This window comes from Enterobacter sp. SLBN-59, assembly GCF_024807915.1.
Lineage (GTDB): Bacteria > Pseudomonadota > Gammaproteobacteria > Enterobacterales > Enterobacteriaceae > Enterobacter > Enterobacter asburiae_B.
Map to the genome: position 1 here is coordinate 306,526 of NZ_JANUFI010000001.1, position 16,824 is coordinate 323,349.

Annotated in this window: 18 protein-coding genes and 1 pseudogene; 12 read left to right on the forward strand and 7 right to left on the reverse strand. The window is 53.3% G+C overall.

Annotated elements, in window-relative coordinates; genetic code table 11:
• Window positions 1–14: 14 nt before the first annotated feature.
• The 4 genes from M2422_RS01440 (at window position 15) to htpX (ending at window position 4,438) form a co-directional block, all read left to right on the forward strand.
• Window positions 15–512: a GAF domain-containing protein gene (locus tag M2422_RS01440; protein WP_064672716.1), complete on the forward strand. Its 498-nt coding sequence runs from the start codon at window positions 15–17 to the stop codon at window positions 510–512.
• A 96-nt stretch (window positions 513–608) separates the two neighbouring features.
• Window positions 609–1,295: an RNA chaperone ProQ gene (gene proQ, locus M2422_RS01445; RefSeq protein WP_014884292.1), complete on the forward strand. Its 687-nt coding sequence runs from the start codon at window positions 609–611 to the stop codon at window positions 1,293–1,295.
• Window positions 1,296–1,314: 19 nt separating this feature from the next.
• A complete protein-coding gene (gene prc / locus M2422_RS01450; RefSeq protein ID WP_064672715.1) occupies window positions 1,315–3,363 on the forward strand; it encodes a carboxy terminal-processing peptidase in 2,049 nt (682 codons plus the stop codon).
• A gap of 193 nt (window positions 3,364–3,556) precedes the next feature.
• Window positions 3,557–4,438, forward strand: a complete 882-nt coding sequence (gene htpX, locus M2422_RS01455) for a protease HtpX (RefSeq protein WP_014884290.1) — start codon at window positions 3,557–3,559, stop codon at window positions 4,436–4,438.
• Window positions 4,439–4,488: 50 nt separating this feature from the next.
• Here the strand turns inward: htpX and M2422_RS01460 are convergent, their stop codons facing one another.
• Window positions 4,489–5,862: an MFS transporter gene (locus M2422_RS01460; protein WP_064672714.1), complete on the reverse strand. Its 1,374-nt coding sequence runs from the start codon at window positions 5,860–5,862 to the stop codon at window positions 4,489–4,491.
• Window positions 5,863–6,041: 179 nt separating this feature from the next.
• On the opposite strand from M2422_RS01460, the gene kdgR reads away from it, so the two are divergent.
• A complete protein-coding gene (gene kdgR / locus M2422_RS01465) occupies window positions 6,042–6,833 on the forward strand; it encodes a DNA-binding transcriptional regulator KdgR (RefSeq protein ID WP_023312208.1) in 792 nt (263 codons plus the stop codon).
• 68 nt (window positions 6,834–6,901) lie between these two features.
• Here the strand turns inward: kdgR and M2422_RS01470 are convergent, their stop codons facing one another.
• A complete protein-coding gene (locus M2422_RS01470; protein ID WP_033145832.1) occupies window positions 6,902–7,141 on the reverse strand; it encodes a YobH family protein in 240 nt (79 codons plus the stop codon).
• 162 nt (window positions 7,142–7,303) lie between these two features.
• Between M2422_RS01470 and mgrB the strand changes: the two genes are divergently transcribed.
• The 7 genes and pseudogenes from mgrB (at window position 7,304) to rlmA (ending at window position 12,535) form a co-directional block, all read left to right on the forward strand.
• Window positions 7,304–7,447, forward strand: coding sequence for a PhoP/PhoQ regulator MgrB (gene mgrB, locus M2422_RS01475; RefSeq protein ID WP_006175995.1), 144 nt, complete (start codon window positions 7,304–7,306; stop codon window positions 7,445–7,447).
• A 74-nt stretch (window positions 7,448–7,521) separates the two neighbouring features.
• On the forward strand, window positions 7,522–7,812 hold the full coding sequence (locus M2422_RS01480) for a YebO family protein (RefSeq protein WP_008500484.1): 291 nt from the start codon (window positions 7,522–7,524) through the stop codon (window positions 7,810–7,812).
• 21 nt (window positions 7,813–7,833) lie between these two features.
• Complete coding sequence (locus tag M2422_RS01485; RefSeq protein ID WP_259139554.1) at window positions 7,834–8,823, forward strand: MBL fold metallo-hydrolase; 990 nt, start codon at window positions 7,834–7,836, stop codon at window positions 8,821–8,823.
• A 525-nt stretch (window positions 8,824–9,348) separates the two neighbouring features.
• A pseudogene (locus tag M2422_RS01490) lies at window positions 9,349–9,493 on the forward strand (DUF2627 domain-containing protein).
• A 13-nt stretch (window positions 9,494–9,506) separates the two neighbouring features.
• Complete coding sequence (gene cspE / locus M2422_RS01495) at window positions 9,507–9,716, forward strand: transcription antiterminator/RNA stability regulator CspE (protein ID WP_001062678.1); 210 nt, start codon at window positions 9,507–9,509, stop codon at window positions 9,714–9,716.
• Between the two features lie 219 nt (window positions 9,717–9,935).
• Window positions 9,936–11,654: a peptidoglycan glycosyltransferase FtsI gene (gene ftsI / locus M2422_RS01500; RefSeq protein WP_033145830.1), complete on the forward strand. Its 1,719-nt coding sequence runs from the start codon at window positions 9,936–9,938 to the stop codon at window positions 11,652–11,654.
• Between the two features lie 65 nt (window positions 11,655–11,719).
• A complete protein-coding gene (gene rlmA / locus M2422_RS01505) occupies window positions 11,720–12,535 on the forward strand; it encodes a 23S rRNA (guanine(745)-N(1))-methyltransferase (protein WP_064672712.1) in 816 nt (271 codons plus the stop codon).
• Here rlmA and mntP read toward each other — a convergent pair.
• From mntP to manX, 5 genes are all read right to left on the reverse strand, one after another.
• Window positions 12,532–13,098, reverse strand: a complete 567-nt coding sequence (gene mntP, locus M2422_RS01510) for a manganese efflux pump MntP (protein ID WP_047074362.1) — start codon at window positions 13,096–13,098, stop codon at window positions 12,532–12,534. The two genes, rlmA and mntP, sit on opposite strands and share 4 nt — an antisense overlap.
• A gap of 398 nt (window positions 13,099–13,496) precedes the next feature.
• Window positions 13,497–13,955: a DUF986 family protein gene (locus M2422_RS01515; protein ID WP_064672711.1), complete on the reverse strand. Its 459-nt coding sequence runs from the start codon at window positions 13,953–13,955 to the stop codon at window positions 13,497–13,499.
• Between the two features lie 54 nt (window positions 13,956–14,009).
• Window positions 14,010–14,861 (reverse strand): PTS mannose transporter subunit IID, encoded by an 852-nt coding sequence (locus M2422_RS01520; RefSeq protein WP_006810994.1) that lies wholly within the window; start codon window positions 14,859–14,861, stop codon window positions 14,010–14,012.
• Window positions 14,862–14,873: 12 nt separating this feature from the next.
• Window positions 14,874–15,674: a PTS mannose transporter subunit IIC gene (manY, locus tag M2422_RS01525; RefSeq protein ID WP_008500490.1), complete on the reverse strand. Its 801-nt coding sequence runs from the start codon at window positions 15,672–15,674 to the stop codon at window positions 14,874–14,876.
• Between the two features lie 46 nt (window positions 15,675–15,720).
• Window positions 15,721–16,686: a PTS mannose transporter subunit IIAB gene (gene manX, locus M2422_RS01530; protein WP_039263635.1), complete on the reverse strand. Its 966-nt coding sequence runs from the start codon at window positions 16,684–16,686 to the stop codon at window positions 15,721–15,723.
• Window positions 16,687–16,824 lie beyond the last annotated feature (138 nt).

A 16,824-nucleotide genomic window follows, 5' to 3' on the forward strand; every position in this document is an offset into this window, starting at 1 on the left:
TAAGTGATTGAATAATGAACAAAACAGAATTCTACGCGGATCTGAACCGCGATTTTAAGGCATTGATGGCGGGTGAGACCAGCTTCTTAGCCACTCTGGCAAATACTAGCGCATTGCTGTTTGAACGTCTCTCTGACGTGAACTGGGCCGGCTTTTACCTCCTGGAAGGTGAAACGCTGGTGCTCGGCCCGTTCCAGGGCAAACTGGCCTGCGTGCGTATTCCGGTAGGGCGTGGCGTATGCGGCACGGCGGTGGCCGAAAATCAGGTCCAGCGTGTGGAAGACGTTCATGCGTTTGACGGGCACATTGCCTGTGATGCCGCCAGTAATTCTGAAATCGTTCTGCCGCTGGTGCTCAAAAATCAGATTATTGGCGTTCTGGATATCGACAGTACGGTCTTCAGTCGCTTTACAACCGAGGACGAACAGGGGCTGCGCGAGCTGGTGGCGAATCTGGAAAACGTACTCGCTGCAACCGATTATCAAAAATTCTTTGCGAGCGTCGCAGGATAATCAACGGATAACGTAGCATTTACTGATAGCGTCATTATAATGACGCCTGTTCATGCCTGCGCTTGTTGGCAACGTCCGTTGTAATCAGGAAATTTCATGGAAAATCAACCTAAGTTGAATAGCAGTAAAGAAGTTATCGCATTTCTGGCCGAGCGTTTCCCGCAGTGCTTCAGCGCGGAAGGTGAAGCTCGTCCCCTGAAAGTCGGTATTTTTCAGGATCTGGTGGCGCGTGTTGAAGGGGAAATGAACCTCAGCAAAACTCAGCTGCGTTCCGCCTTACGTCTTTATACTTCGAGCTGGCGCTACCTGTACGGTATCAAACCTGGCGCGACCCGCGTGGATCTCGACGGCAACCCGTGTGGTGAGCTGGACGAGCAGCACGTTGAGCACGCGCGCAAGCAGCTTGAAGAAGCCAAAGCACGCGTTCAGGCACAACGTGCAGAACAGCAGGCGAAAAAACGCGAAGCCGCAGCGGCAAACGGCCAGGAAGAAGCGCCTCGTCGTGAGCGTAAACCACGCCCTGCGCCGCGCCGTCACGATAATAACGATCGCAAACCGCGTGCAGACAAACCAGCAGCAAAAGCCCCGCGTGCCCCTCGTGAAGAGCCGCGCCATACGCCGGTTTCTGACATTAACGCCCTGAGCGTAGGTCAGGCACTGAAGGTAAAAGCGGGTAACAATGCTATGGACGCCACCGTACTGGAAATCACCAAAGATGGCGTTCGTGTACAGCTGACTTCTGGTATGTCAATGATTGTACGCGCAGAACACTTGTTGTTCTGAAACGGAGGCCAAGCCTGGCATGAACACTTTTTTTAAGCTCACCGCGCTGGCGGGCCTGTTTGCCATAACAGGTCACGCTTTTGCAGTGGACGATATTACGCGTGTTGATCAAATTCCGGTTCTCAAGGAAGAGACGCAGCACGCGACGGTGAGCGAGCGCGTGACCTCACGTTTTACCCGCTCGCACTATCGTCAGTTCGATCTCGATCAGGCCTTTTCGGCCAAAATCTTTGACCGCTATCTGAACTTGCTGGATTACAGCCATAACGTTTTGCTCGCCAGCGATGTCGAGCAGTTCGCTAAGCGCAAATCCGAGGTGGGTGACGAGTTGCGTTCTGGCAAGCTGGATCTGTTCTACGATCTCTACAACCTGTCGCAAAAGCGCCGCTTTGAACGCTATCAGTACGCGCTGAAAGTGCTGGAACGTCCGATGGACTTCACCGGTACTGACACCTTTAATCTGGATCGCAGTAAAGCACCCTGGCCGAAAGATGAGGCCGAGTTGAATGCGCTGTGGGACGGTAAAGTTAAATACGACGAACTGAGTCTTAAGCTGACCGGCAAAGACGAAAAAGAGATCCGTGACACGCTGACGCGTCGTTACAAATTCGCCATTCGTCGTCTGGCGCAGACCAACAGTGAGGATGTTTTCTCACTCGCGATGACCGCCTTTGCGCACGAAATCGATCCGCACACCAACTATCTCTCTCCACGCAACACCGAACAGTTCAATACCGAGATGAGCCTGTCTCTGGAAGGTATCGGCGCGGTGCTGCAGATGGATGATGATTACACGGTGATCAATTCCATGGTCGCGGGTGGCCCAGCATCCAAAAGCAAAGCGATTAGCGTAGGCGATCGCATTGTGGGTGTAGGACAAACAGGCCAGAACATGGTCGACGTGATCGGCTGGCGTCTCGATGACGTGGTTGCGCTGATCAAAGGTCCGAAAGGCAGCAAGGTTCGTCTGGAAATTCTGCCTGCCGGTAAAGGCACCAAAACCCGTATCGTTACCCTGACCCGCGAGCGTATCCGTCTGGAAGACCGCGCGGTGAAAATGTCGGTGAAAACCGTGGGTAAAGAGAAGGTGGGTGTTCTGGATATTCCGGGCTTCTACGTGGGGCTGACTGACGATGTGAAGGTTCAGCTGCAGAAGCTTGAAAAGCAGAACGTCAGCAGCATTATCATCGACCTGCGCAGTAACGGCGGCGGGGCGCTGACGGAAGCGGTTTCACTCTCCGGTCTGTTCATTCCTTCTGGTCCTGTGGTTCAGGTGCGCGATAACAACGGTAAAGTGCGAGAAGATGCCGACAACGACGGTGTGGTCTACTACAAAGGCCCGCTGGTGGTCCTGGTTGACCGCTTCAGTGCTTCCGCGTCTGAAATCTTTGCCGCTGCAATGCAGGACTATGGCCGCGCGCTGATCGTCGGTGAGCCAACCTTCGGTAAAGGTACCGTTCAGCAGTATCGCTCTTTGAATCGTATTTACGATCAGATGCTGCGTCCGGAATGGCCTGCGCTGGGCTCGGTTCAGTACACCATTCAGAAATTCTACCGCGTGAACGGCGGCAGTACGCAGCGTAAGGGCGTAACGCCGGACATCATGATGCCGACAGGCACGGAAGAGACCGAAACCGGCGAGAAGTTTGAAGATAACGCCTTGCCGTGGGACAGCATCAATGCCGCGACCTACGTGAAAGCGGGTGATATGACGCAATTTGGCCCTGAACTGCTGAAAGCGCATAACGACCGCATCGCGAAAGATCCGGAGTTCCAGTACATCATGAAGGACATTGCACGATTCAATGCCCTGAAAGATAAGCGGAATATCGTTTCTCTGAACTACGCACAGCGTGAGAAAGAGAATAACGAAGACGATGCAACCCGCCTGGCGCGTATCAACGATCGCTTCAGGCGCGAAGGTAAGCCTCTGCTCAAAAAACTGGACGATCTGCCAAAAGATTACCAGGAGCCGGATCCGTATCTGGACGAGACGGTGCATATCGCTCTCGACCTGGCGAATCAGGAAAAAGAGAAACCTGCCGTACAGCCCGCTCCGGCAAAATAATCACCCAACAGGCACAAGGAATTGTGCCTGTTTCTTTTTGTTCTTCATCCTTCCGTCAGCCAGATTTCCAATTGTGTAAAGTTGTGTCTTTCTGGTGACTTACGCCCGCCGGATGCTTGAAAATAGCCGCAATACCCATACGATGTGGGTAATCGCATAGTGCGTTTTGTTAAACTGAGGTAAAAAGAAAATTATGATGCGAATCGCGCTCTTCCTGCTCACCAACCTGGCGGTCATGGTGGTTTTCGGGCTCGTGCTAAGCCTGACAGGAATTCAGTCGAGCAGCGTTCAGGGTCTGTTGATTATGGCGCTGCTGTTTGGTTTTGGTGGCTCGTTCATCTCCCTGCTGATGTCGAAGTGGATGGCACTGAAATCGGTGGGTGGTGAGGTTATTGAACAGCCGCGTAACGATATGGAACAGTGGCTGATGAATACGGTGGCTCAGCAATCCCGTCAGGCCGGGATCGCCATGCCGCAGGTGGCGATTTACCATGCCCCGGACATCAACGCTTTCGCGACGGGCGCCCGTCGCGATGCGTCACTGGTTGCCGTCAGCACCGGATTGCTGCAGAACATGAGCCGTGACGAAGCCGAAGCGGTTATTGCCCACGAAATCAGCCATATCGCCAACGGTGACATGGTGACCATGACCCTGATTCAGGGCGTGGTGAACACCTTCGTGATCTTCATCTCCCGTATTCTGGCGCAGATCGCGGCAGGCTTTATGGGCGGCAACCGTGACGAAGGTGAAGAGAGCAACGGCAACCCGCTGATCTACTTCGCCGTTTCGATGGTTCTGGAACTGGTATTCGGTATTCTGGCCAGCATCATCACCATGTGGTTCTCCCGCCACCGTGAATTCCACGCGGATGCCGGCTCGGCGAAGCTTGTTGGTCGTGAGAAGATGATTGCCGCGCTGCAGCGTCTGAAAACCAGCTACGAGCCGCAGGAAGCGAACAGCATGATGGCCTTCTGCATTAACGGTAAATCCAAATCGCTGAGCGAGCTGTTTATGTCTCACCCGCCGCTGGATAAACGTATCGAAGCGCTGCGCAGTGGGGAATACCTGAAGTAACGCTAAGAACCCTAATAAGCCGGGCAGGAGAACACTCCGCCCGGTTTTTTTTATGCCTGAACTTTGGGCTGGGTCACCCGCAGGCCGCTGATGACCGCCGCGAGGGAAGCAAGGGCTCCCGCGGTGAGAAGCGCAACGTGGTTGCCGTTTTGTCCGGCGAGGTTAAACATCAGGGCAACCAGTGCCGCACCTGTGCTTTGCCCCAGAAGGCGCGCGGTCCCCAGCATGCCGCTGGCACCACCGCTGCGATGGCGCGGCGCGGAGGTGATAATGGTGTGATTGTTAGGAGACTGGAACAGGCCAAACCCTGCGCCGCACAGGATCATGCGCCAGATGATGTCCAGATCGGTTGGCGATGACGGTAGCAGAGCCAGCGCGAACAGGCCTGTCGCCATCACCGCCAGCCCCAACGCTCCCAATAAACCGGCATGGACGCGTTCAATTAAGTAACCTGCCAGCGGAGCCATCACCATGGTCGCCAGCGGCCAGGGGGTTAACAGCAGGCCGGTCTCCACTTCTGAACGGCCGATCGCGCTCTGCAGAAAGAAGGGCAGAGAAACCAGAGCCAGCATCTGGGCGCAGAACGAGCAGACGGACGTGCAAATGGAGAGGGAAAAGAGGGGAATACGCAGCAGATCGACCGGCAGCAAAGGCACGGGGAGAGTGAGCTGGCGGCGAACAAAGAAGAAGCCGATCGCCAGCAGGGCGATGAGCTCCGCGGCGGTAAGCATCAGAGACTGCCTCTGCGCAAAGCCGCTCAGCGCCGTAATCAGCAGGCCAAAGGTCAGGGCATTCATCACCGCACTCGCCACATCGAAGCGCGGCATGGTGCTTTTAGGGCCGTTAGCGGGAAGAAAGCGCAGGGCAAAGAATATAGCGACAATGCCCAGCGGCACGTTAATAGCAAACAGCCATTGCCATGACGCAACGGAAAGGATCGCCGCCGCAATAGTTGGCCCGGCGGCGGAAGAGACGGCGACAATAAACGAGTTTATCCCCATGCCGCGACCCAGATGACGCTGCGGATAAATTAAGCGGATCAACGCCGTGTTTACGCTCATGAGCGCCGCGCCGCCAAAACCCTGCGCGATGCGGGCAAGCGTCAGGGTATGCAGTGAAACTGAAAGGGCGCATAGCAAGGACGTGAAGGTGAAAACCACTAGACCGCACTGATACACCCGACGGTAACCGAACATATCGCCCAGGAAAGAGAACGAGAGCAGGGAAACCACAATCGCAATCTGATAGGCGTTAACGATCCATATCGAACTGGCGGGAGAGGCATGCAGGTCGCTGGCGATGGTTGGCAGGGCAACGTTCGCGATTGCGCCGTCAAGGACGGCCATTGAGATACCGATAATGATGGTCGCTATAGCGCCATACCGCTGGGGTAAAGGCAGGCCATCGGAAAGGGTCTTTTCCATTAGGATTAAAAAAGCTCAGCGTGAAATTATTCTCAGGGTAACTATTTTAGCATTGTTACAGCCGCGATATGTCGCAGATTTGTAACGAAGTAAACGCGGATTGATTGCAGGTGACATGACGGGAACTTATAATAAAAACCGGTTCTGATTTTTATAAAACACTCTCTATGAGGTGGTAAATGGCTATTGCGGATTTGGATAAACAGCCAGATTCTGTTTCTTCCGTGCTGAAGGTGTTTGGTATCTTACAGGCGCTGGGGGAAGAGCGTGAAATAGGTATTACAGAGTTGTCGCAGCGCGTGATGATGTCTAAAAGCACCGTATATCGCTTTTTGCAAACCATGAAGTCGCTGGGCTACGTAGCCCAGGAAGGCGAATCTGAAAAATACTCTCTGACGCTGAAGCTGTTTGAGCTGGGCGCCCGTGCGCTACAAAATGTTGACCTGATCCGCAGCGCTGATATTCAGATGCGTGAAATCTCTCGCCTGACCAAAGAGACAATCCATCTCGGCGCGTTGGATGAAGACAGCATTGTGTACATCCATAAAATCGACTCCATGTACAATCTGCGCATGTATTCGCGCATTGGTCGTCGCAACCCGCTCTACAGTACCGCGATTGGTAAGGTTCTGCTGGCGTGGCGCGATCGTGAAGAAGTGAAGCAGATCCTCGAAGGCGTGGAATACAAGCAAAGTACTTCCCGAACCATTACCAGCACGGACGCGCTGTTAACGGTGCTCGATCGCGTACGCGAACAGGGCTATGGCGAAGATAACGAAGAGCAGGAAGAGGGGCTTCGCTGCATCGGCGTTCCGGTATTTGACCGCTTTGGGGTTGTGATCGCGGGCTTGAGTATCTCCTTCCCGACCTTACGCTTCTCCGAAGAGCGCCTGCATGAGTATGTGGCTATTCTGCACACTGCCGCACGTAAGATTTCTGAACAGATGGGTTACCACGACTACCCGTTTTAATCTCTGCTCGTATAAAAAAACGCCGCATCTGTTGCGGCGTTTTTTTTGCAAGTCATTTCACCGGCCGATTAGCCATTATCAATCACGACGGATGTCTTACGCAGGACCGGACAGTGGGTCAAGCCAACGATCCCGCTGTCAGTATGCAAATATTGCGCAGTGCTCACGCCCTGTGCTGTTAAATATTTACATTGAATCCCTAACCCGGCTGCGTTCTCGGTGCTTCCCACTAGCACACCGTAACCCGTGAGCAGAAGGCCAATCCAGACGATGGCCAGCGCAATAATTGTTCGAATGATGAAGCGCATCATTAACCTCTTTTGTCGTTGTTATCATAAAGCTAGCGTAAAGGGTTTACACGATGAAACAAGTGCAGGATTCTGAAAAAAAGCGCGATGGCGGTACAGTTAGTCCTTGTTTAAGATAAGCGTGATAACCTCGTTACATCAGGTTTTTAGACGGAGTGTGGAGTGAAAAAAATACGCTGGGTAATTCTGATTATCGTGCTGATAGCGTGCGTGGTGTTATGGACGCAGACGATCAACGTGATGTGCGATCAGGATGTACAGTTTTTTAGCGGCGTTTGCGCAATCAATAAGTTTATTCCGTGGTAATACGCATTTTTTCTCAAGGTGATTTCCTTCCTTCGCGCCAGTGGTAAAATAGACGTTTTTATTGAGGTGGTGAAATGGGTGAGTTACTGAATTCAGGGCTGCTGAATATGGCATCCCTGATGATTTCTTTGGTTGTTCTGCTTGTGGGCTTGGTCATCTGGTTTTTCGTGAACCGCGCCAGTTCCCGTACTAACGAGCAGATTGAACTGCTGGAAGCGCTTCTCGATCAGCAAAAACGTCAGAATGCGCTGCTGCGCCGTCTGTGTGAGGCTAACGAACCGGAAGAGAAAGACGCGCCGAAAGACGCGGTCGCTGAAGATAACAAAGACGAAGACGACTTTATCCGCCTGGTGGCTGAGCGTTAATCTTTTGTCCGGGAGGTGGCTGTGGTCTGGAAAAATCCCTGGTATGACCCCTCCCTGAAACATCACACTCCGAATGGTTTTCGTAATACCGATCCTGTTGGACATCAACCCGGCGACCTTGACCGTTGGCGCAAAGCCCGTAAAGAGGCCGGTTTACCGAAGCCACCCGCGCTGGGTTATGAAGACTTTATCCAACAGTGGTGGCAACCGGTTGAGCTTACGCAACCTCATGAAGATGGGGTATGGTGGCTGGGACACGCCAGCGTGATGCTGCAGCTGGACGGCAATATCATCCTTACCGATCCGGTTTTTTCACGGCGCGCTTCTCCACTCCCTTTCCTGGGACCACAGCGCAAAACGCCTCCCGCGCTGTCAGTCGATCAACTCCATCAGCTTGATGCGGTCGTCATCTCCCATAATCATTACGATCATCTTGATGACGCGACCATTCGCCGTATTCTCAAACGCTTCCCCGAGGTCAGTTTTTTTGTTCCGCTGGGCCTGGCCGGCTGGTTTCGCCGCCGGGGGGCAAAACGCGTGGTTGAGCTCGACTGGTGGCAGAGCTTCACCTGGCAGGGGATGACGCTAACCGCCGTACCGGCACAGCACTGGAGTATGCGCACGCCATGGAACCGCAATCGCTCATTATGGTGCGGCTGGGTTATGGAAGGTCGACATCATCGTTTCTGGTTCAGCGGAGATACGGGGTATTCGCCAGAGCTGCTGTTGATACCTGAACGTCTGGGCCATATAGATGCTGCCGCGTTACCGATTGGAGCCTATGCCCCACGCTGGTTCATGGCTGTCCATCATATGGATCCGCAATCTGCGGTGGCATTGTGGCAGCAGCTGGGCTGCCCTCTGGCGTTTCCCATTCACTGGGGCGTGTTTGAACTGGCAGAGGAATCCCTCGATGAACCTGTGCGGGAGTTAACTGACTCGCTAGATAATTTAGCACCAGTTAATCATTCTTTCAGGATACTGAAAGTTGGTGAATATTTATCCTTATAAACGAAGCGATAACGTAGTGCATATATTCTGTCTGAAAACGCGTTCAGGAATGTTTTATTTTTATCGAAACGTTTTGCTTGCCTTCTTTTGATGCAGAGTCATAAAAATTTCATTATTTTGGTGCATAACACTGTTTATTAGTTGGTGCATTTTAATACAGGTCGGCGCGGGTTATTAACAGTGTTTTTTGTCTGAAACAATTTGGTCGCGTTACAATGATTTAAGCATAAGTTTTCACAAATTGTTCTAACTCAATCAGGACGTAAGATTTCTTTTCCCGGTTGCTGGACGCTTCGTAATGATTGAGCTATGTTAAAAAAGTCTTAGATTACAGCGCTTGTGAAAGCAACGCTGGGTCTTTGTTACGCAGCAGAGCTGTCTGTAAGTGATGCGCATAATTGTGCAAAACCTGACAGGCACTGTTCGAATTTGTGCGGCGGATCGAGACATGTTTAAAAATGGCTTGCCATATTAAACATAGTGTGTGATAACACGTTTTGGGTCAAACGAGGTACAGTTCTGTTTATGTGTGGCATTTTCAGTAAAGAAGTCCTGAGTAAACACGTTGTCGTTGAATACCGCTTCTCTGCCGAACCTTATATTAGTGCCTCATGCAGTAATGTCTCAGTTTTATCTCAGTTAATGCCTGCGGGCTAAGAAAACACTCTAAGGAATTTTGCAAAATGGCAAAGATTAAAGGTCAAGTTAAGTGGTTCAACGAGTCTAAAGGTTTTGGTTTCATTACTCCTGCTGACGGCAGCAAAGACGTGTTCGTACACTTCTCTGCAATCCAGGGTAACGGCTTCAAAACTCTGGCTGAAGGCCAGAACGTTGAGTTCGAAATTCAGGACGGCCAGAAAGGCCCAGCTGCAGTTAACGTAACTGCTATCTGATCGAACCGCTGCTGACTGAAGCGCTTAGCACTTCAATCTCAGACATAAAGCCTCGCATAACGCGGGGCTTTTTTATGTCCTTTATCTTTCAAAATATTACCATTTGCGGTCTTGTTAGTAACTTGTTGCAAAGCTGCGAGGTTAGTAGCACTGTTTTGCCACCTTAACCCCATCTTTTCCCGTTAAATCAGGGCGTTGTTTAACAGTCCTGGGGTTCAGGTGAAGAAGAAATTGATAACGACCGCTGGCAATTTCACGCCGGCGCGTTTTGTGCTGCTCTGTTTAGCTATTTTTTGTAGTCTGGCTTTTTTGCTGGGCCGCGTTGCCTGGCTGCAAATCATCAAGCCTGACAATCTGGTGAAGCAGGAAGATATGCGTTCCCTCCGCCAGCTGGCGATTGATGCGCCGCGGGGCATGATAATGGATCGCGAAGGTCGCCCCCTGGCGGTGAGCGTGCCCGTCCGGGCCGTCTGGGCCGACCCTAAAACGGTGCTGGCAAAAGGGGGCGTTGGCGTTGATGAACGCTGGCAGGCGTTGGCAAATGCGCTGCATCTCTCCCTGGGCACACTTTCGGCGCGAATCAACGCCAACCCGCAGGGGCGTTTTATTTATCTTGCCCGTCAGGTCGATCCTGCTCAGGCGAAGTGGATCGATAAGCTGAATCTGCCCGGCATCAATTTACGCGACGAGTCACGCCGTTTTTATCCTGCCGGCCATGTGGCAGCGAACCTGATTGGCTTCACCAATATTGACGGGCAGGGCATTGAAGGCGTGGAAAAAAGCTTTAACGCTCAGCTGACCGGTAAGCCGGGTGTGCGGCAGGTAAGGGAAGACCGATACGGTCGCGTGGTTGAAAACCTGACGGAAGTGGCGCCTGCACCGGCGCATAACATCCAGTTAAGTATCGACGAGCGGCTGCAAACCATCACCGAAGATGCGCTCGATAATGCCGTGGCCTGGAACAAGGCCGAGTCTGGTGCATCGGTGCTAATTAATATTCCAACCGGGGAAATACTCGCCATGGCGAGCTATCCGGATTTCAACCCCAATAATCGGGAAGGCGCGACGATAAACGATTTCCGCAATCGCGCCATCAGCGATACGTTCGAGCCCGGTTCGACAGTCAAGCCGCTGGTGCTGATGACGGCCCTGCAGCAGGGACTGGTCCAGCCAGACAGCGTGATTGACACTCACCCGTATACCCTTGACGGGCATCGTATCCGCGACGTTGGCTATTATCCTGAACTGACGATGACCGGGATCCTGCAAAAATCGAGCGACACCGGCGTGTCACGACTGTCCCTGGCAATGCCTGTCCAGCATCTTATTGATACCTATCGCAACTTTGGATTTGGCACGAATACGGGGCTTGGCTTAACGGGCGAGAGCGCGGGGCTGTTGCCAAATCGTAAATACTGGAGCCAGCTCGATCGCGCGACCTTTGCCTTCGGCTACGGGCTGATGGTGACGCCGCTCCAGCTGGCGCACGTCTACGCCACGATCGGCGGCTTCGGGCTTGAGCGACCTCTCTCGATTACGCGTATCGATCCACCCGTTATCGGGCACCGCGTCATGCCGGAAGAGATCGCGCACGAAGTGGAGCACATGATGGAGAGCGTTGCGCTGCCCGGCGGCGGGGGGGTTAAGGCCGCCGTTCGTGATTACCGGGTGGCGGTGAAAACCGGTACGGCGAAGAAAATTGACGACAGCGGAAAGTACGTCGATAAATACGTTGCCTATACGGCCGGCGTTGCGCCCGCCAGCGATCCGCGCTTTGCCCTGGTGGTGGTGATTAACGATCCGCAAAATGGTGCCTATTACGGCGGTGCCGTTTCCGCACCTGTCTTCAGCGAGATTATGGGCAACGTGCTGCGTCTGGAGAATGTGAAACCTGACGGGTTACCGGCGGGTTCCGATCACCTTATCGTTATGCGTTAACCGGGCGTTTATAACCAGGGCGAATAGCGGTACACTTCGCCCTTTGATTATGCTCCGGAGTCACCATGTCCTTCAGCTGTCCTCTTTGCCACGCCCCCCTGACGCATTCAGATAAAAGCTATACCTGTCCGCAGGGGCATCAGTTTGATATGGCAAAAGAAGGCTACGTGAATCTTCTGCCGGTGCAGCATAAGCGCTCCCGCGATCCAGGCGACAGTGCAGAGATGATGCAGGCGCGTCGTGCGTTTCTGGATGCCGGGCACTATCTGCCGCTGCGAGAGACCGTCGCGCAGATGCTGAATGACATCCTGCCGGGTTCAGCCACCGTCATGCTCGATATCGGCTGCGGGGAAGGGTACTACACCGCACGGTTTGCCCAGATCGCCCGTGAGAAGGGCGCGTTGACATTCGGTCTGGACGTGTCGAAAGTGGCCATTCGCGCGGCGGCAAAGCGTTACGCTGACGTGACGTTCTGCGTGGCATCCAGCCACCGGCTGCCGTTTGACGATGCCAGCATGGATGCGGTTATCCGCATTTACGCGCCCTGCAAGGCGGAAGAGCTGGCTCGCGTGGTGAAACCGGGCGGATGGGTCGTCACCGTGACGCCGGGCCCGCGTCATCTGATGGAGCTGAAAGGGCTGATCTACGACGAAGTGCGTCTGCATGCACCTCATTCTGAACAACTGGCCGGTTTTACCCTTAAGCAGGAGCAAACCGTAGCGTATGAAATGAAGCTGAAAGGGGAAGAAGCAACCGCGCTGCTGCAGATGACGCCGTTCGCGTGGCGGGCAAAACCGGAAGTGTGGGAAGCGTTAGCTGTACAATCAATATTTAACTGCCAGACGGATTTCAGTATCCACGTCTGGCAGCGCGAAGATTAACCGGCGAAGTGTGCCCAGAGGATCTGGGCTCCAATGCCAATCAGCACAATTCCCCCCAGGATCTCGGCGCGTTTACCCAGCAGCGGGCCGATAAACCGTCCGACCATCATGCCCAGCGTGGACATGATCAGCGTTGCGCAGCCGATGGCCAACGCGGTGGCGATAATATTGACCTGCAGGAATGCCAGACCGACGCCGACTGCCATTGCATCAAGGCTGGTGGCAATCGCCGTGGTGACCAGCAGCCAGAACCCGTGGCGGTGCAGCGGCTCCTCGTCTTCATCATCACCGCCGCGAAAACCTTCAATCACCATTCGGCCACCGAGAAACACCAGCAGTACGAAGGCAATCCAGTGGTTCCACTCCAGCACGAACTGGCTGGCAAGCATGCCAAGTCCCCAGCCGATAAGCGGCGTCAGCGTTTCGATAGCGCCAAAAATAAGGCCGGTACGCAGGGCTTCTGAGAACTTAGGTTTGTGGAGCGTGGCGCCTTTTCCGATGGAAGCCGCAAAAGCGTCCATGGACATGCCAAAAGCGAGGAGGATCGTAGCGGAGATATTCATAACAGCGTCCAGACCGGGGATATCCATATGACACATCACTGCCCCCAGTAAACAGCAGTTGATGTATCTATGGTCTCGCCTGATCGCGCCGCACATAAGATGTGCTGTCAGCGATCCGTACGCGCCACGTTTTTCAACGAGTATGTTGACACGTACATTTCCTGCGAGCAGGAAATCGGCTACTCCCCAACGACGGGCGCAACCTTAACATATTTTGAGAATATAAAACAACAATGGAGAAGCATTATTTAAAATGCTTGTTGATAACGATTTTCATTTGTCTTTAAGCGTGAAATTATCGTTAAAAAATAGAGAGCAAATTAACGAAAAGGATATAGCTTTGGCTATATTTCTTGCGCAAGATAAACACAGAATATAGCCATTGCTATATATGCAAGTCATTGAGTTTTAAGAAGTAAGCTGTATATTTTTTCCAGATCGTCAATATTCTTCACCCGAATAAGCAGGCGGCGTTGTTCTAATTGCATCACCAGCACACCGTCTTCGGATAAATTCATCTCTTTAATACGGTTATATTCTATCCACACATTGGCGAAGAAAAATCCGCGGGATTTAAAAATGATTTTCGGCGTGCGGATCCAGAACAGATAAACCGCCATTAATGCCAGCGCACATAATAACCATGTGGTTAATATTGCACCATGGCTAGTGACGTTATTGTAAATAAGAATAACGATGAGACCCGCGAAGATAAACGCATCTACGCGCCCGCGTCGCAGAAGGGGAAGGGAGAGCAGCGTCTCGCCGTGACGGCGGGGCATGATGAACTCGTCATAGATAGCGTAAGCCAGAAGGGCAGCAATAAATAAAACCAGTACGATGTCCGTGACAGTCATTCATCCTCCAGATAAAAAAACCGGGGGCAAGCCCCCGGCCTATAGCATTGAAACTTACAGACCCAGCAGGCCGACTGCGTAGCCCGCGATACCGATGACGAAGAAGCCAACGATAATCCACAGCGGGTTCACTTTCTTACGCAGCAGCCACATGCAGGCGAAGGTCAACAGCAGCGGTACCAGGCCCGGCATCAGCTGGTCCAGAATCGTCTGCACGGTGGTGACGCGCGTCTGACCATCCTGACCGGTGATGGTCGATACCACCAGCGGGATGTTCACGTGCGTCCACTTGTTAACCAGCGCCCCCATGACAAACAGGCCGAGGATTGACGCCCCCTCTGTCAGTTTCTGCAGGAAGCCGCCGCCCATGTCCTTAACGATGTCCACCCCTTTACGGTAGCCGTAGGCCACACCGTAGTAACGGGTCAGCAGGCGCACGGCGTTGAACAGGATGAAGAACAGCAGCGGGCCAAGCAGGCTGCCGCTCATCGCGATACCGGCACCCAGCGCCGCGAAGACCGGACGCACGGTACCCCAGAAGATTGGGTCACCGACACCGGCCAGCGGACCCATCAGGCCGACTTTGATACCGTTGATGGCACCGTCGTCAATCTCTGCGCCGTTCGCACGCTGTTCTTCCATCGCCAGCGTTACGCCCAGAACCGGAGCCGCTACGTAAGGATGGGTGTTAAAGAATTCCAGGTGACGCTTGATCGCCTGACGGCGCGCTTCGTTATTTTCCGGGTACAGGCGCTTGATCGCCGGCACCATGGAGAAGCAGAAGCCCAGCGCCTGCATACGTTCGAAGTTCCATGAACCCTGAAACAGGTTAGAACGGATGAACACGCCACGAATATCACCCGGAGTGAGTTTTTTCTCGGTGGTAGTTTTTGTCATATCAACCATTTCGCTCACCTGTTAGTCCAGTTCGTTATCGAGATCGTTGTTACCAGCTGCCTGCGCTGGGGCACCCGCGACGCGGTTATATTTCGGGCTGAGCTGGATGTAGAGAATCGCCATTACCGCACCAATCACACCCAGTGCAACCAGGTTGAAGTTGGTGAAGGCAGCGGTCACGAAGCCGAGGTAGAAGAACGGCATCAGATAGCCTGCGCGCATCATGTTGATGACCATCGCATAACCAACGACCACGATCATGCCGCCCGCGATGTTCAGACCGCCGGTGACCACTTCTGGAATGGCGTTCAGCATGCTCTGGACTTCACTGGTACCAACAGAGATCGCCACGATAACCGCCGGGATCGCGATACGCATCGCCTGCAGGAACAGGGACGAAACGTGGATCCACGACAGTGCCGTGAGGTTGCCGTTTTCGGCCGCCTTATCCGCCGCGTGCTGGAAGGCAACGGTGATAGTACGAACGATGATGGTCAGAACCTGGCCTGCTGCAGCCAGCGGTATCGCCAGGGCGATACCGGCACCAATACTCTGGTGACCAGCAATAACCAGAACGGTCGAAATGATAGAGGCCAGCGCCGCATCGGGCGCAACCGCTGCGCCGATGTTCATCCAGCCCAGGGCGATCATTTCCAGGGTACCACCGATGATGATACCGGTTTTCATGTCACCCAGAACGGCCCCAATCAGGGTACAGGCCACCAGAGGGCGGTGGAACTGAAATTCATCAAGTACGGATTCCATACCCGCAATACATGCGACGACGAACACCAGCACAATCTGAAGAGTGGTAATCTCCATTGCACTTCTCCTATTACATAAACTTTATATGAGAACCGGCGCGGGCTTATTTCCCAACTTTGCCGATCAAATCCATCATTTTCAGTTTTTGATCCGTAGAAACCTTACGGGCTTCCAGTTCAATACCGCGCGCATTCAGCTTGTTGAATGCCTCGATATCTTTCGCATCGACTGAAATGGCGTTGTTGACCTGCGTTTTGCCCTGACGGAATGCCATACCACCGATGTTCACGGAGGTGATTTTCACGCCGCCTTCAACAATGCGCTCAACGTCTGTCGGGTTAGTGAACAGGAGCATTACGCGTTCACCCGCGTATTTCGGGTTGTTGTAAACGCGGATCATCTTGGCGACATCCACGACGTGCGCGGTAACGCCAGGAGGAGCAACCTGAGTCAGAAGGGTTTTACGTACGGTATCGGCGGCCACTTCGTCGCTGACCACGATAATGCGTCGAACGTTGGTCTCTTTGGTCCAGCGCGTGGCGACCTGGCCGTGGATTAAGCGGTCATCAATACGCGCAAGGCCGATGACCATGTAATCGTTCGGGCCCATCGGTTTTGCCGGTGCTGCCGCTTTAGGTGCCGCTGCAGATGCAGGGGCAGGTTTTTCAACCGGCTGCGCTTTCAGGGCTTTTACCCCTTCGCGACCGGTTTCAACGGCCAGCGCCACCAGCTCATCGAACGCCGGATTGTCGTCGCGCGCCATGAAGGTTTCCACCAGCATGGGAATATTAACCCCGGCGACAACTTCATAGTGCTCTTTATCGACGACAATGCGGCTGGCGGCATTGAACGGGCTGCCGCCCCATGTATCAACGAGAAACAGCACGCCTTTGCTGGTATCCAGCTTCGCGAGTTGAGCGTTGTACTTCTCTATCAGCGTCTCGGCGTTTTCACCGGGAACGAAATCGATCCAGCCGACGTTTTCCTGCTCGCCCAACAGCATCTCTGCCGTTTTGAGTAGCTGCTCAGCAGCCCAACCATGTGTGCCTATGACAATAGCAATGGTCACTTGCTACCTCCTTTTATTATCATTAATACGCCTGCCAGGCAGCCGTACTGAGAATCGTATTGGCGAACCGAATCGATTCAGATAAGGGTTAGAGTTCAAAAAAACTAAGACTTCCGCGAATTATTTTAGATAGTGAAA